The organism is Nitrosospira briensis C-128, from assembly GCF_000619905.2.
Taxonomy (GTDB): Bacteria; Pseudomonadota; Gammaproteobacteria; order Burkholderiales; family Nitrosomonadaceae; genus Nitrosospira; species Nitrosospira briensis.
This window is the reverse complement of the sequence record NZ_CP012371.1, coordinates 3,104,136-3,118,267: the sequence shown is the minus strand read 5'-3', so window position 1 is coordinate 3,118,267 and position 14,132 is coordinate 3,104,136. Positions and strand designations below refer to the sequence as shown.

At 57.5% G+C, this 14,132-nt stretch carries 13 protein-coding genes; 5 read left to right on the top strand and 8 right to left on the bottom strand.

What is annotated here, in order from left to right; all coding sequences use genetic code 11:
• Nucleotides 1–14: 14 nt before the first annotated feature.
• A complete protein-coding gene (locus F822_RS14240) occupies nucleotides 15–1,025 on the bottom strand; it encodes a zinc-dependent alcohol dehydrogenase family protein (protein WP_025040055.1) in 1,011 nt (336 codons plus the stop codon).
• A 194-nt stretch (nucleotides 1,026–1,219) separates the two neighbouring features.
• On the opposite strand from F822_RS14240, the gene F822_RS14235 reads away from it, so the two are divergent.
• Nucleotides 1,220–1,543, top strand: a complete 324-nt coding sequence (locus F822_RS14235; RefSeq protein ID WP_025040056.1) for a hypothetical protein — start codon at nucleotides 1,220–1,222, stop codon at nucleotides 1,541–1,543.
• 43 nt (nucleotides 1,544–1,586) lie between these two features.
• Here the strand turns inward: F822_RS14235 and mnhG are convergent, their stop codons facing one another.
• The 6 genes from mnhG to F822_RS14205 are packed head-to-tail and all read right to left on the bottom strand — an operon-like array spanning nucleotide 1,587 to nucleotide 7,653.
• Complete coding sequence (gene mnhG, locus F822_RS14230; protein WP_025040057.1) at nucleotides 1,587–1,961, bottom strand: monovalent cation/H(+) antiporter subunit G; 375 nt, start codon at nucleotides 1,959–1,961, stop codon at nucleotides 1,587–1,589.
• On the bottom strand, nucleotides 1,958–2,239 hold the full coding sequence (locus F822_RS14225; RefSeq protein ID WP_025040058.1) for a K+/H+ antiporter subunit F: 282 nt from the start codon (nucleotides 2,237–2,239) through the stop codon (nucleotides 1,958–1,960). Before F822_RS14225 ends, mnhG begins: the two co-directional genes overlap by 4 nt.
• Complete coding sequence (locus tag F822_RS14220; protein WP_025040059.1) at nucleotides 2,236–2,724, bottom strand: Na+/H+ antiporter subunit E; 489 nt, start codon at nucleotides 2,722–2,724, stop codon at nucleotides 2,236–2,238. Before F822_RS14220 ends, F822_RS14225 begins: the two co-directional genes overlap by 4 nt.
• Entirely contained in the window at nucleotides 2,724–4,364 is a 1,641-nt protein-coding gene (locus F822_RS14215; RefSeq protein WP_025040060.1) for a monovalent cation/H+ antiporter subunit D, read from the bottom strand. The genes F822_RS14220 and F822_RS14215 overlap by 1 nt, the downstream gene beginning before the upstream one ends.
• On the bottom strand, nucleotides 4,361–4,705 hold the full coding sequence (locus tag F822_RS14210; protein WP_025040061.1) for a Na+/H+ antiporter subunit C: 345 nt from the start codon (nucleotides 4,703–4,705) through the stop codon (nucleotides 4,361–4,363). The genes F822_RS14215 and F822_RS14210 overlap by 4 nt, the downstream gene beginning before the upstream one ends.
• Nucleotides 4,705–7,653: a monovalent cation/H+ antiporter subunit A gene (locus F822_RS14205; RefSeq protein ID WP_025040062.1), complete on the bottom strand. Its 2,949-nt coding sequence runs from the start codon at nucleotides 7,651–7,653 to the stop codon at nucleotides 4,705–4,707. The genes F822_RS14210 and F822_RS14205 overlap by 1 nt, the downstream gene beginning before the upstream one ends.
• A 493-nt stretch (nucleotides 7,654–8,146) precedes the next feature.
• On the opposite strand from F822_RS14205, the gene F822_RS14200 reads away from it, so the two are divergent.
• On the top strand, nucleotides 8,147–8,578 hold the full coding sequence (locus F822_RS14200) for a hypothetical protein (RefSeq protein ID WP_197272837.1): 432 nt from the start codon (nucleotides 8,147–8,149) through the stop codon (nucleotides 8,576–8,578).
• 32 nt (nucleotides 8,579–8,610) lie between these two features.
• Complete coding sequence (locus F822_RS14195; RefSeq protein WP_025040064.1) at nucleotides 8,611–9,483, top strand: hypothetical protein; 873 nt, start codon at nucleotides 8,611–8,613, stop codon at nucleotides 9,481–9,483.
• A gap of 178 nt (nucleotides 9,484–9,661) precedes the next feature.
• On the opposite strand, the gene F822_RS15015 is transcribed toward F822_RS14195, so the two are convergent.
• Nucleotides 9,662–9,919: a helix-turn-helix domain-containing protein gene (locus tag F822_RS15015; RefSeq protein ID WP_036574749.1), complete on the bottom strand. Its 258-nt coding sequence runs from the start codon at nucleotides 9,917–9,919 to the stop codon at nucleotides 9,662–9,664.
• 261 nt (nucleotides 9,920–10,180) lie between these two features.
• On the opposite strand from F822_RS15015, the gene F822_RS14190 reads away from it, so the two are divergent.
• Nucleotides 10,181–10,507 carry a hypothetical protein gene (locus tag F822_RS14190; protein ID WP_025040065.1) on the top strand — a complete coding sequence of 109 codons (327 nt, stop codon included), beginning with the start codon at nucleotides 10,181–10,183 and terminating at the stop codon, nucleotides 10,505–10,507.
• 84 nt (nucleotides 10,508–10,591) lie between these two features.
• Complete coding sequence (locus F822_RS14185; RefSeq protein ID WP_025040066.1) at nucleotides 10,592–14,131, top strand: hypothetical protein; 3,540 nt, start codon at nucleotides 10,592–10,594, stop codon at nucleotides 14,129–14,131.
• The last annotated feature ends 1 nt before the right edge of the window (nucleotide 14,132 follow it).

Genomic DNA, 14,132 nt, shown 5'->3' with positions numbered 1-14,132 from the left:
AAATGACGGGAAGCTCAAATATCAAGACATATCTTGCCGAAGTGCCGGTTGGATTCCTGATAGCGGAAAGCTTCGACAATCTGTTCCAGCGAAAAATGCCGGTCGATTATCGGCTTCATGCCATTAGCATCGATGGCGCGGATCATTTCCATCTGGTGGCGGCGGCTGCCGACGACCAGTCCCTTGAGGCGTAACTGGCGCGTGAGGACCGGGAGCAGTGGCAGCGTTCCCGTCACGCCGGAAAGGATGCCGATAATCGCGATGTGCCCACCGATACGTGCCGCTACCATGGATTGCGCCAATGTCGACGGTCCGCCTACCTCGATGACGTGATCGACCCCGCGACCCGCAGTCAATCGACGTACCGAGTCGCCCCAGTTCTGGTCTTTCCGATAGTTGATCAGGTAGTCTGCGCCCAGCGCTTCCAACCGGCCAAGCTTCTCATCAGTGGATGAGGTGGCGATTACCGTCGCGCCCGCCATCTTGGCAAATTGCAAAGCAAATACCGAAACACCGCCGGTTCCCTGGATCAGCACGGTCTCGCCGGGCTTCAATGCGCCATCCACCATCAATGCCCGCCAGGCTGTCAATCCCGCGCAGGTAAGCGTGGCCGCCTCGGCGTGGCTATATCCCTCAGGGGCACGGGTGAACGCGGTGACAGGCATGGTTACCTGCTGGCGCGCAAAACCATCGATGCCGTCGCCTGGGACGGTGCTCATGTCATCAACCTCAGGTTCACCGTCCAGCCACGTCGGGCAGAAAGTACTGACGACCTGATCGCCCGGCGCGAATTCAGTCACGCCTTCACCCGTTGCCACAACTTCTCCCGCTCCATCCGACATCGGAATACGTGGAACGGTTGGCGCCCACATTCCACTGACCACTGCGTAATCGTGATAGTTAAGCGAACTCGCCCGGATGCTGACGGTAATCTCGCCCGGTTTCGGCGGCAAAGGATCGCTTGTGCCCAGCGTTACACGATCAAATCCCCCGCCTGGTTGCACGTAGATAGCCTTGTTGGTCATGATTGTTTCTCCTGTCGAAGCTTGGAACAGGTTGAGATGGAAAAGAACGTTTTTGTGTTTGTAGCGTATATACTTTAGCAGGTTGCCAACAACTAAACGATACTCGCGGCGCCAGGTATCCCTGCGATCAAGCGATCAAGCGATCAAGCACAACGCTCGGCAGGATCTTTTGATGAACAAGGAAAAACAAATCCATGGAATCCAGGGCCATCATCAATACCGAAAACATAATAACCACCAAGGAATTGTTCACGCGTATCAAACGGCTGGAACAGGAACTGAATTACCACTGTTCCGATGAGTATTCGAAAGAGCTGAAGGCGCTGGAAATACTGGAGAGGAACGTTGAAGCCGCCGCCACGGTTTCGACTTATGAACCGGGCTCGGACCTGGTTCGCGACAGTTACCTGGAGGAATATAAAAAAGCCGTACAAACGCTGCCGGGTACGGCGAATACGAGTGAAGTCCTATTCCGTCCCGTTGATTTCGGCGGCATAACCTATTGGCTACGTCAGTAAAGCTCAAGCATCGTAGCGCTTGAGCTTCAATGCAGTCGCGGCATTATTGCATCCGCTGAATTTGCTTGAGCGCCTCGCTCGGCTGGCCTATCGCCTTTTTGCGCGCATCTCTGCGGTCCCGGTATATTCCCGCCCGCATGAGCAGCATCGAGGTCACCGGAGATGTCGTTACGACGAATAGCGAAATCAGCAATTCCTGAAAGACGAACCGTTGAGCATGCAAGGAAGCGACCAATATCGATGCCAGCAATACGCAACCGAGGCCGAGCGTATTGCCCATGGTAGGCGCATGTATGCGCGCAAACAGATCAGGCAGCCTGAGCAGGCCGAAGGAGCCCGTCAGCGCGAGCACCGCGCCCGATACCAGCAGCAAGGAAGCCAGCACATCCGCCCACACGGGGATATCCGCCGTCATCATGACTCGATTACCTCTCCACGCAGCAGGAATTTTGCCATTGCAGCCGAACCGACAAAACCGAACAGCGCAATCAACAGGGCGATATCGAAATATATTCTGGATCCGAACTGGATGCCGAGTGTCAGTACAGTCAGCATGGAATTAACATAGAGCGTATCCAGCGCCAGCACGCGGTCTTCCGCAGCCGGCCCGCGCAACAGCCGGATAGCCGCGCAAATCATGGCCAGTGCAAAAGCAATCAGCGCGAAAGATACGGCCCAGGGTAGCAGGGTATTCATTCGAAGATCTCCATCAGTGGACGTTCATAACGGTCTTTGATCGTACGGACCCAAGCCTCCTCATCTTGCAGGTCGAGCACATGGATCGTCAAGGTAGCACCATCCGGCGCCAGGCCCGCCCAGATGGTGCCGGGTGTCGCAGTCACTATACAGGCTAGCGTGGCGAGGCCATACGGAGCACGCATATCGATAGGGATCTCCATGAAGCCGGAATTGGAGCGTGCTTTCGCCGACCCAAAAATAATGCGTGCAACTGCGATATTCGAAAGGGTGATATCAAGCAGTACAACGAAAAGCAGCCTGATCGCAACCAGGAGGTGACCGGGACGCGCGCGCGATCGCAGCATCGCAGCGGTCGCTAGGGAAACGGTTATCGTCATTACGAGGCCCAGCACAATCTGGCCCGGCGCCAGTGAATCATTGAGCAGGAGCCAGATCGCGAACAGCACTATCGTAAACAGCGATAGGGATGGCCATCGTTTCATCACTCAGGTTCCCCAGCCCCATTTGACGGGGATGATAAAAGACCGTTCCCCAGCACGGCATCAATGTATATTCGCGGTGAAGATAACGAAATCTCGGTAAGTGCGAGATAATTGGCCGCCGGCCCGGCTCCCGCCGTGAGCCCCATGCTCAGCAGCAGCAACACGGCCACCGGGGCCGCTTCGGTCAGATGCAGCCGCGGTGTGACGATCTCGTCCGAGCTCCAGAACAGGCGCATGCCCATTCTGCACAATGCAATGATACCGACCAGCCCCGACCCGAGCATCGCCGCCCATAACGCCCAGGTCGATGCCGGCACGGCCTCGAGCGGTGCAGTTCCCAGCGTGGCCGAAAGAATCATGAATTTGCCGACGAAGCCGGACAGCGGCGGCAGTCCTGTTACCAGCAGCGCACACGATACGAAACTCAGACCCAGAAACGCCATGGCTGCGGGTAGTACAATACCCACCACCTCATCCGGACGGTCGGGATCGAGCGGATCGTCGAGGCCGAATGATTCCAGCGAAACGTCTATCGCGTTGTCTCCAAATCGCTGGGTACGCTCGATCATTTCGCTCAGCATGAAAAAAGCGCCGGTCGCCAATACAGAACTGACCAGATAAAACATCGCCGCGCCTTTCATCCCCTCTCCCCCCAGCCCAAGCGCCGCCAATAGCGTGCCGGCTGACACGATGACGCAATACGCCGCCAATCGCTGGGGTTGCTGCACGCTCAGCATGCCTGCGGTACCGAGTGCAAGCGTGACCATGCCGATGCCGAACAGCCACCCATCATTAAACGGTGCAGGTGCGCCCGAGACAGACAGCAACGACCCCAATCGCAGCAGCGCATAAATCCCCACCTTGGTCAGGATTGAAAAGGCCGCCGCCACCGGCGCCGCCGCAGCGCCATAAGCCGCCGGCAGCCAGAAGTTCAATGGCCATGCCCCCGCCTTGACCAGAAACGCCACGCCCAGGATCGCAGCACCCGCTTCGAATAAAATACGGTCGCCGTCGTCCAGTCCCGGCACCCGCACGGCCAGATCCGCCATGTTCAATGTGCCGCTTGCGCCATAAATCAGCGCAACGCCAATCAGAAAAACAAGCGAAGCCGCCAGATTGATGACGATGTAGTGCAGGCCTGCCTTGACGCGAGCAGCGCCCAGACCATGCAGGAGCAAACCATAGGAGGCGGCCAGCAACACTTCGACAAACACGAACAGGTTGAACAGGTCGCCGGTCAGAAAAGCGCCATTCACGCCCATGATCAGGAACTGGAACAGTGACTGGAAATGAGGCCCCATCCGTTTCCAGCGCGCCAACGCATATACCAGCGATGCGAGTGCCAGTACCGCGGTCAGCATCAACATCACAGCAGACAGCCGATCCGCTACCAGCACGATACCAAACGGCGCCTCCCAGCCGCCTAGCAGATACACCGCGATTCCCTCCGGCCAAATCTCCGGCAAGCCGCGATTGGCCACATATACGAGCAAGGCTGCCACCGCGAGGTTTGCCAGCGTAGCGCTGAGTGCGATGAACGTGCGGGTGGTGCGCCGGGATTCGGCAAACAGCAACATTACCGCTCCCGCCACGAGCGGTATGACTACCGGTAATACCGGCAAATGCTGTAACCAGCTCACGGTTCAGGCTCCTCCTCGCCATCGACATGATCCGTGCCGGTCAACCCCCGGGATGCGAGCAAGACAACCAGAAACAGTGCCGTTGTGGCAAAACTGATCACGATTGCCGTCAGCACCAGCGCCTGGGGTACAGGATCGTCAAAGCGGGTTGGGTCGGGGTCGAGCGTGGCAATGATGGGCGGGAGATGGACAGCCAGCCGCCCCATGCCGAAAATGAACAGATTGACTGCGTAAGACAACAGGGAGAACCCGATGATGACCTGAAAGGTACGCGGCCGCAGCAGCAGCCATACACCGGATCCGGTCAGTACGCCAATCGCGAGAGCGTAGACAATTTCCATCAGCCCTCCGGTCCCGCCTGCGCCGGAAGCGCTGCCACGCTGCCGGTGGCCGTCTCGGGTCGTGCCTGGGCCGCGCTTTTCCGATGGGCGCGTAACGATTGGTGCGCGAGCGCCACCAGGATCAGCACCGTTGATCCAATCACCAGAAAATAGACGCCCAGGTCGAACAACAGTACCGTGGAAAGATGCACTTCGCCGATTACCGGCAACGTTTCGTGCCACGCCAGGGCGGAGAGAAATGGACGCGCTGCCACCCATGCCGATATACCCGCGCCCGCCGCGCACAAAAGCCCTGCCCCGATCCAGTATTGGGGGCGAATGCGCGTGCGCGACTCCGCCCAGGCCGTGCCGCCGACGAGGTATTGCAGGATAATTGCCGTCGCCATGATCAACCCGCCTACGAATCCTCCACCGGGCTCGTTGTGCCCACGCAGCAGGAAAAAGACCGATACCATGCCGGCAACCGGCAGCAGTAGCTGGACGAGCGTACCCGGCACCATCATCGGGCCCGGCGGCAGCGGCGCATGCGGGTCCGGCGCGGCCATGCCCGCATGCGCATCCTGCTCACGCTGCTGCTGCGGCGGCTCCATGCTCTCTGGTGCAGGGCGGAACCGCCGCAGCAGAGCGAACACGGTCAGCGCAACGATTCCAACCACCGTAATTTCACCCAGCGTATCGAAACCGCGGAAATCGACGAGTATCACATTGATCACATTGGCGCCGCCACCCAGCGGCAACGAATTTTCGATGAAAAAATGGGAGATGCCTTTTCCAGCCTGCCGCGTCAATACCGCATAGCTCAACATGGCCAGGCTGACTCCGGCAATGCTTGCAAGCGCCAGATCCCGCAGGCGCCGGCTACGCGCCCGCACCCGTGCCCCGAATGAATCCAGTGCATCGTCGATCCAGGCGTACCGGGGCGGAAGCCAGCGCAGACCAAGCAGGATCAGGACAACCGTCACGACCTCCACGACCAGTTGCGTCAAGGCCAGGTCGGGTGCCGAAAACCAGACAAATGTCATGGCCGTGGCGAGCCCTGCCCCACCCGCAAGGCTAAGCGCGGCAAGACGATGATACTTGGCCTGGGTCGCCGCACCGACCGCACACGCCGCGCCCACCAGCCACATCAGCGCGAATGCCGGCTGGAACGCCGACCCGGCCATATTGCCCGCCGGCAGCCCCTTGTGCAATGGTACCAATGCAATTGCGAACACTGCGCAAATCAGGAGCAGCAACTGGACTTGCAAACGTTCTGTCGAGAGCCACCGCATCAGCCACGCCGCCAACGCATCGAGCTTCTGGATCGCAAATTCGAAAAGGCGCCTGCCGTCGAAGCGGTTGATCAACGGCACTACCGCCGCGCCCTGCTGGTATTTGCCGAGCGCCAGATAGAGTCCGGTTCCGACAACCATTGCCACCAGGCTCATCACCAGCGGGAGATTCAGCCCATGCCAGACCACCAGGCTATAAGACGGCATGTATGCCCCCAACACCGAGCGGGCCGCCGTATCCAGAAAGGGTCCCATGGTCGCGGCTGGAAACATGCCTACCACCAGGCAAGCCAGTACCAGCAGCGCGCTGGGTAGCAGCATCCAGCGTGGCGGCTCGTGCGGCTTTCTCGGTAAATCCTGTGCAGGCGGCCCGAAAAATACCTGCAAGATAAAACGCAACGAATATGCAACACTGAATATTCCCCAGATCACAGCCAGCACGGGCAAGCCAATACGCGTGACCGCGTGGCCGCTGACAAACATCGTTTCCGCGAAGAACATTTCTTTTGAAAGGAAACCATTGAGCAGCGGGACACCCGCCATCGATGCCGCCGCAACCATGGCCAGCGTCGCGGTGATGGGCATGGCGCGATACAACCCGCTCAGTCGCGTAAGGTCTCGCGTGCCGGTCTCGTGGTCGACCATGCCGGCTGCCATGAATAGCGACGCCTTGAACGTCGCATGATTCATGATGTGAAAAATAGCTGCGATCAATGCCAGCGAGCTGTTCAGTCCGAGCAACAGCGTGATCAGCCCCAGATGGCTGATGGTCGAATACGCCAGCACACCCTTCATGTCCCGCTGGAAGATCGCTGCATAGGCGCCCAACACAAGCGTAATGAGACCCGAGGTGCCAATGATCCAGAACCAGGCTTGCGTACCGGCAAGCACGGGCCATAGCCGCACCAGCAGAAATACCCCTGCCTTGACCATGGTCGCCGAATGAAGGTAAACCGATACCGGCGTCGGCGCCGCCATCGCATGCGGCAGCCAGAAATGAAACGGAAACTGGGCGCTTTTGGTGAGTGCGCCCAATGCGACCAGGACCAGCGCCGGCAGATACCATACATCCGCGCGAATGATGTCGCCTGAAGCCAGCACGACATCCAGGTCATAGCTGCCGACGATATGCCCCAGTATCAGCATGCCCGCAAGCAGGCATAAGCCGCCGGCCGCCGTCACGGTGAGCGCCATGCGGGCACCACGGCGCGCATCCACCCGGTGGTACCAGTAAGCGATGAGCATGAACGACGTCAGGCTGGTCAGCTCCCAGAAAACCACGAGCTGAATGAGATTACCCGAGAGCACAACCCCGAGCATGGCGCCCATGAAAGCCAGAAAGAACGCGAAGAAGCGCGGCACGGGATCTTGTGCCGCCATGTAATAGCGCGCATACAGTATGACCAGCGCCCCCATCACGGACACCAGCATGGCAAACAGCCAGGCGAAACCATCTACGCGAAACGTAAAATCCAGGCCCAGTTCCGGCACCCAAGGCAAGACCGTGCGCACCACGCCCTCGCTGACTACCTGCGGGTAGAGCTGAAACGTCAGCGTGACACAAGCCAGCGCAACCGCACCTGCGAGCCAAACCGCCGCATTACGTGCGTGAGATGGCAGGACCGCCGCACAGAGGCTGCCCGCAAATGGCAGGATGACAATCCAGATGGGTGACATGAGTATTGTTATTGTTCCCAGGAATAATGGTGCAAACCCGAGGACAGGCGGTCAGCTGTGTTGGACGTTGCCCGCGCAGCACCTGAACCATCCACCTCGAAAAAGAGCCGAAGTTTCCCGCGCCTGCGATTTTAAATGTGATGGCTCTCTGGATTGGCAGCTAAATAGAGATTATCGCTGTTAGTGAATCAGCGGCGCCGCATTCCAGGCAACGAATAGGGTGTTTTCCCCGGATTTTACCGCAGACTGACCGTTAACTTACTATTGATCGTAGGGGTTTAGGTGGTTACGGCGCCACCCATGGCGGCCCAGCTATCTTCCCTTGCGCGAAGTTCCCACGAATATACGTGAAGGAAAAGAAATTATTTTTTTATCTTTATGGACCGTTAAGTCTTTTTGACCTTCCGCTTTAGCTTCTGATCAATCGGAAGATGTCGATATCAGTATTGATCATAAAAGACTTACCTCGTCACATCTTCACCTTGAAGCCACCATGTATCCAAGAGGAAAATTTATGAAACACTCGCATAAAATCGCTGCTGCTGCCGTCGCTCTGATTACTTCTCCTGCGCCTGTCTACGCAAACTATTATTTGAATAATGTCATTAACAACACAGGCAATGCGATAACGGTATCGTCAATTGTCGATGCCGGCAAATCGATCACGCGTGCCGGTCTCGGTCGCAATGGCTTCAAAATGGCTATCGGAGTACCAAAAAGCGGCGTAGTCGTCATTTATGAGGACGGCACATCTTGCCCTGGATTTCCGTGGGCCGCAAAAATAGAGTATGCCGGGCTGAAATGGGGCTTTGGTTATAATGGCGATGGAATAATCAATCTAACCCTCAATGCCGACAATTCCCTCACCGTTGGTGGAACCGGAACTCCGGGCGGCAATGGGCGTGTATTCCCAGGCGGATGCTGACCAAAAATTGAAACTGACATGGATTTCACAACATGAAAAATAAAATTCTTGGATTCACATACAGTCTCGCTATGCTGGCAGTTGCTTGTGTTATGTGGATGCAGGGTGCAGAACCGCTCACACTCGCATCCGCCTTCGCCACCGAGATGGGAAAGGCACAATGCGGCCAGTCGGGCCAGCGCATTTGTGGAAAACAAGACTGCACAATCAAAGCCGGTTGGGCCATCGTTGTTTATCCATATGAATCCTGCCCTGATACCTGCATAGAAGGGTTGATGCCTAGCGGCGGCATTTGCAGCGTGCCTGCCGGGAGCTGCGATATCAATTGCAAAATGACCAAGGTCATGGCTAAGCTGGGCGCTCCCTCAGGGCTTCAACAAGGGAAGACCATGTATTGCTTCGATATCCCCTACGATCCTTACGGAGGACGCAAGGTATCGCGCGTGGTCCTTGGCTTACCCATCGCCGACAAGTCGGTGACCATCGATATCGGCGGCGAAGGACGTTATATCGACGAAGACGGGCGGGAATGGGGCAACGACCAGGCAATCAATCTGAATTGCAGCTTGAATCGCACTACGTATGGCGACACAAAGAAACCGATACCCAATCTGGTCTTCGGTTTTGTTCAGACCATGCCTTTCGTGGATAAGTTTGCTGACACCATCCTGATCAATAACGCGCCAATCGTGATAAGCGAAATTGAACGGGTCATCCGCCCAGGCGGTCAAATCAAGATTATTTATACCAGCGAAAGCACGAGTAAAGTTGAAACCATAATCTCCCACATGTGCCTGTCGCCGGCAGTGTCAACAGTAGGATATTACAACAACATTCAATTAGACGTGCCTTCAGACTTCGACTACACCAGGCCGAAGAACTGTCCGCGACGCGACGAGTTGTGAGCACAGGAAAAAGATAATGAATCTCTGGTTTTGCATGCGAAACGCATGCAAAACTTCTTTTTCTTCCAAGAAAATAGCCACATATCGCCCGTGCTCTAACGTCTAGCAGGTCAGCCCTGTATCTCGACTGAAATTATTTTTGATAAAAGATACGGAATATTAGTTAATAATGGTCTAGTTATTTCAGGATTAGGCCGTACTGAAAAATTAGCGCAAAGCTATGCTTGTCTATATGGGAGTAATGGAAAAGACCGCCTGCACGTAATTCGCTCACAGACCGGCCAATTCTACGGCGAAGGAGAGTGCGCAAGGTTACCCTATTTGCATAACCGACCTGATTGGCAACCAGATCAATGCTGTCACTGCTTGTTCGCAGTAAGTGCACCGCGCGTTCAACGCGCAGATACTGAAAATAGGAGAGTGGCGTCTTGCCCAATAGGAATCCTTACAGGAATCCTTACGGTACCCAAGATTGATGCGAACAGGGAAAAGCGTAACCACTTCAATGCAGGAATTCATGCATCAGATGTCAGTGCGCTTCATTTCAAAAATAGTTTTGCAAGAAGCTCATCAATGTTGTATTTATCCACAAACAGATTACCTTATAATCGGTTGCCCTACCCCACCCTGTGTGTGCAAGGAATTTTTCCCGCCCGCACACTCCCACAAGCCAGTCAACCCAGAATGGAGTTATCAAATGCCCATTAGTGCTACCGTCAACGCCGTATTCACTATCGATAGTAAAGCCTACACGGCGTCCATTAATATCCCCGATTCCACCCCCACCGCGATCGCGCCTTTCCATTTCAGCGTTACCTCGCAGGCGCCCGCCTCCGGTGGCACCACACCGCCACCGCAGACGCTGCTGCAGGTAGCCGTCGGCGCCGCCAATCAGGTGTATGTTGCGGTCTCGCCGCCTATGGATGTCATTTCGGGTGCCGTCGGCAGCGATATCGTCCAGGACCTGAATATGGTTGTCTCGGAAGGAAAGTACGACGTCGCCACCGGCCAATTTAAGGGCTAATCAACATTTAAATCTGTGGGCGAGGAGGCTGTTACCACTTCGTCCACGTCGGAGAGCACGTATCGCGGAGAGGGTCTTACATCCATGGACATCCGCATCTCGGCTCTTTTTGCCTGGTCGGAAATCTTTGGCGGCAAATTCAAGAACCAGAGCAAGTGTGAATTGGATTTGTCGCAGCAGTACAGCTTGATTTATGCCGATCTGGCTGCGGACAGCAATGGGGGGCTTGATGTTTTTTTGCTGTTGAACGAGGCGTTCAAGACTCAACTGCCGCCCGGAAAAATCCTGGTGCAGAATGCCGGCTTTTTCACGTTCAGCCAGTCGGGTCAGGGCGCGCCACCTGGCACCACGCTGGCCAGCATTTTCCCCCAATCACCGATTCCTCCAACCGTAGCTGCAGCAACCAGGATCATGAATGGCAGCTGTGGCTTCTGGTTCACGGTGCAGATCAAAAACATCGACCTGTTTAACAGCCTGATCCAGATCGGTTACGACACATCGGGGGGGGCCGGCGACGAGCTGTCGCTGTCAGCGGTATTGGACAAAGGCATCCAGGCCGGCACCGCCGTGAGCACGGCGGCATACACGGCTTTACTGCCCAGTTTCAAGCTGTTCAATACCTTCGGCTTTGAAAAAATCTCCATCAACTACCAGTTCATTACTGCCACGCACCTCAGCATCAACGGCAATCTGACGGCGGACTTATTCGGCAAGCAATACGTCTTCTCTGGCGCACTGGTATCGAATGGCGACGACAAAACCGTAACAGCTTGCCTGCAAGCAGCACAGCTGGACGCGAACATCCCCTCGCTGTTCGGTGGGGCCATGACGGGCATTTCCTTTTCAAACCTCGTGTTCGGCATCTACGCCAAACTTGGTCCGTCGGGACAAAACAACTTTCAGGTGCAGGGTTCGGTAAAGGTGGGCTCGGCCCAGCTTACTGGGCAGATTTATCTGCAAGGCAGCGTGCCCGAGGTCGCTAGCATCAAGGTTGACCAGGTCCTGTCGATTGGCGACGTGTTCAACCAGTGCATCGGCGGCTCCGTCTGGCCCACTTCCCTGATCAACATCACCTTTAAGGCGGGCAGCGAGCTCTACTACTGCAAGACAACGGGCACGGGGCCGCTCAGCCTCGACACCTTCGCCTGCCCCGGCTCCCGAAGCACCGCGTCTCCCGGCGCAGGGACTAGTGCCGCGCCGACGAGCAGCATCCAGTATTCACCCGGGTTTAACATCCAGGCCGTCTTTGACCTGACGCTGATCGCAACCATCGAAGTCAACGGCAACATCCAGATCGAAGATAAAGGCGTCAACGCCTCGATCACACTGGCCGATCCCATCGACATCTATATTCTGACCATCGCAGCGCAGAGTGCGATCACTGCTACCGGCGGGCCGACACTGACAATATCGACAGTCGGCCCCCATCCCTCAATGGCTTTTGCCGGCAGTCTGTGGTTTATGCAGGAGTCTTTCGGCAATCTGATCGTGTCGGCAACCAAGGATACGGCCGGCAACCTGCAAATTGACGTATCGCTGACCTCCCCGTCCGGCTACTCGCCCTTCCTGCCAAAAAACTTCCCGCTGGAGGTGCGCTACAGCAAGGACGGTGGGTTTCAAGTCCGCAACTGGCCGCAGTTTGATTACCTCAGCGAAGCCATTGATTTCATCAAGACCGTGCAGCAATTGTCGAGCGAACGCAGGGCGGGCTGCGGCAAGTTGGTGGATTTCACCTTCAGCAAGCTACTGACATCAAGCTTCAATATCGGCTTGTCGTTCGCCACGGAGAGCAGCGGGCTGAGCCTGCACATTAACGGCAGCTATACCTTGTCGTTCGCCGGCGCACCGCTCACCGGGGCATCGATCGCTTTTCCCAGCATGGTATCGATCCCCTTGCCCAGTTCCACCAAACTGTCGGACCTGGGCAAATATATCGATCGGGCTCTTGCGGGAGCGGCAGCGTCGTTCGTCCAGGGGCTCCTCAATAACGGCGCGGCGATTGCCACACTGATCGCCCTCACGGCCGGCAAGGATGCCGCCTCCTATGCAGCCACACTGGCCTGCCAAAACCTGGTTGACAGCGCGGTGGCCGATGCGGTGGCCGAAAGCGCAGCCACAGCGGCCGAGGCTGCCGAAGCTGCTGCTGCCGCCGGCAATGCTGCCGCCGCAGCGGCGGCAGCAGCAGCAGGCATAGCCGCCGTTCTCGCTGCCTTCGGTGGCACGGGCACCGGTACTGGAACCGGCACGGGCACCGGCACCGGTACTGGTACTGGAACCGGCACGGGCACCGGCAGCACGCAGAACCCGCCCACCAACCCCACCGTGAGCTGCGCCAACAATGTGGTGACCTTGAAGTGGGGCACCGGCGAAGGTAACACCGGCTATAACGCCCAGTTGCTCGATAGCGCCGCGAAAGTACTGCTCAATCAGCCAGGCGATTTCGCGGCACGCTCGGCCGCCTTCACCTTTGACTCCAGCTGGCAGTCCGGCAGCTACACCGCCCAAGTCCAGGGGATCCAGGGATCAATGGGCACCGCCTGGGTCGACGCGCCGTTCCAGCGCCTGCCGGCACCGACAGACTTGACCGCCCAACCCGACAGCAGCATCACCCCGCCTGATGCCGGGGTGACATTGAGCTGGTCAGGCGTAGAAGGTGCTCTTTGCTACGTGCTCTCGAATACGCATACGGGCAACGCCTGGAAACCGGAACAGCCAATCCAGATGACCGTGACGGGACAGCCACCACCAACACAGTGCAGCATACCGTTCAGCAAGGATGCGCCCGTCGGCGATTTCAGCCTCACCCTGATCGCCCAAGGCGGTGCCACTACTCTGCCCAGTCCGACCAGTGTGCCGCTGACCCTGACCCGCTTTGGCGCCCCCCAAAACCTCCAAGCGACAGCCACGGGAAGCATGGTGACCCTCAGCTGGCAGCCGGTGACAGGCGCCCCCAACTACCAGGGGCTCGTCACCGGTCCGGACAGCCGGCTCCAGGTGAGCCCGCTGACCCCGAGCCCAGACGGCAGCAACCTTCTTGCGTCACTTCAACTCGGGAACGTCCCGGGCACGACGCTCATCTACCATCTGGCCGTACAGGCCTTGCCTGCTTCGGGCCAGTCGAATGTCATTGCCGGGCCTCCGTCCATCTCGGTGAGTGTGACCATACTAGCGTATGCAACTGCCGGTGAGATGGCGAAATCCCTCCACAACGAACAGGTCGATGGCGCCAGTTGCGGCCAACAATTGCTGCAGGCCTTCCCGACCAGCACGCTCGACACCATGGCCGCTGCCATGGCGCAAGCCGGGTATGCGTCCGCCGAGACCGCCAAAGGCCTGCTCGCGGCCTGGCCACAAACCCCGCCAGCAGCACTTTCTGCGGCCTTGGTCCAGGCCTATCCGAGCTTGGCAGAGACCGCCCTGAGCCTGCATGACCAGGGCGTAGCGGCGGCCGCGTGCGGCCCGATCTTGCTCAAGGCCTTCCCGAGTCTCAGCGTCAACGACTTGGCCACTGCCATGGCACAAGCCGGGTATATGGCTAATGACACCGCCAATGGCTTGCAGGCCGCCTTCCCTGCACTTTCCCCACTACAGATGTCCATCGCGCTGAAGCGCGCCTATCCCTGAT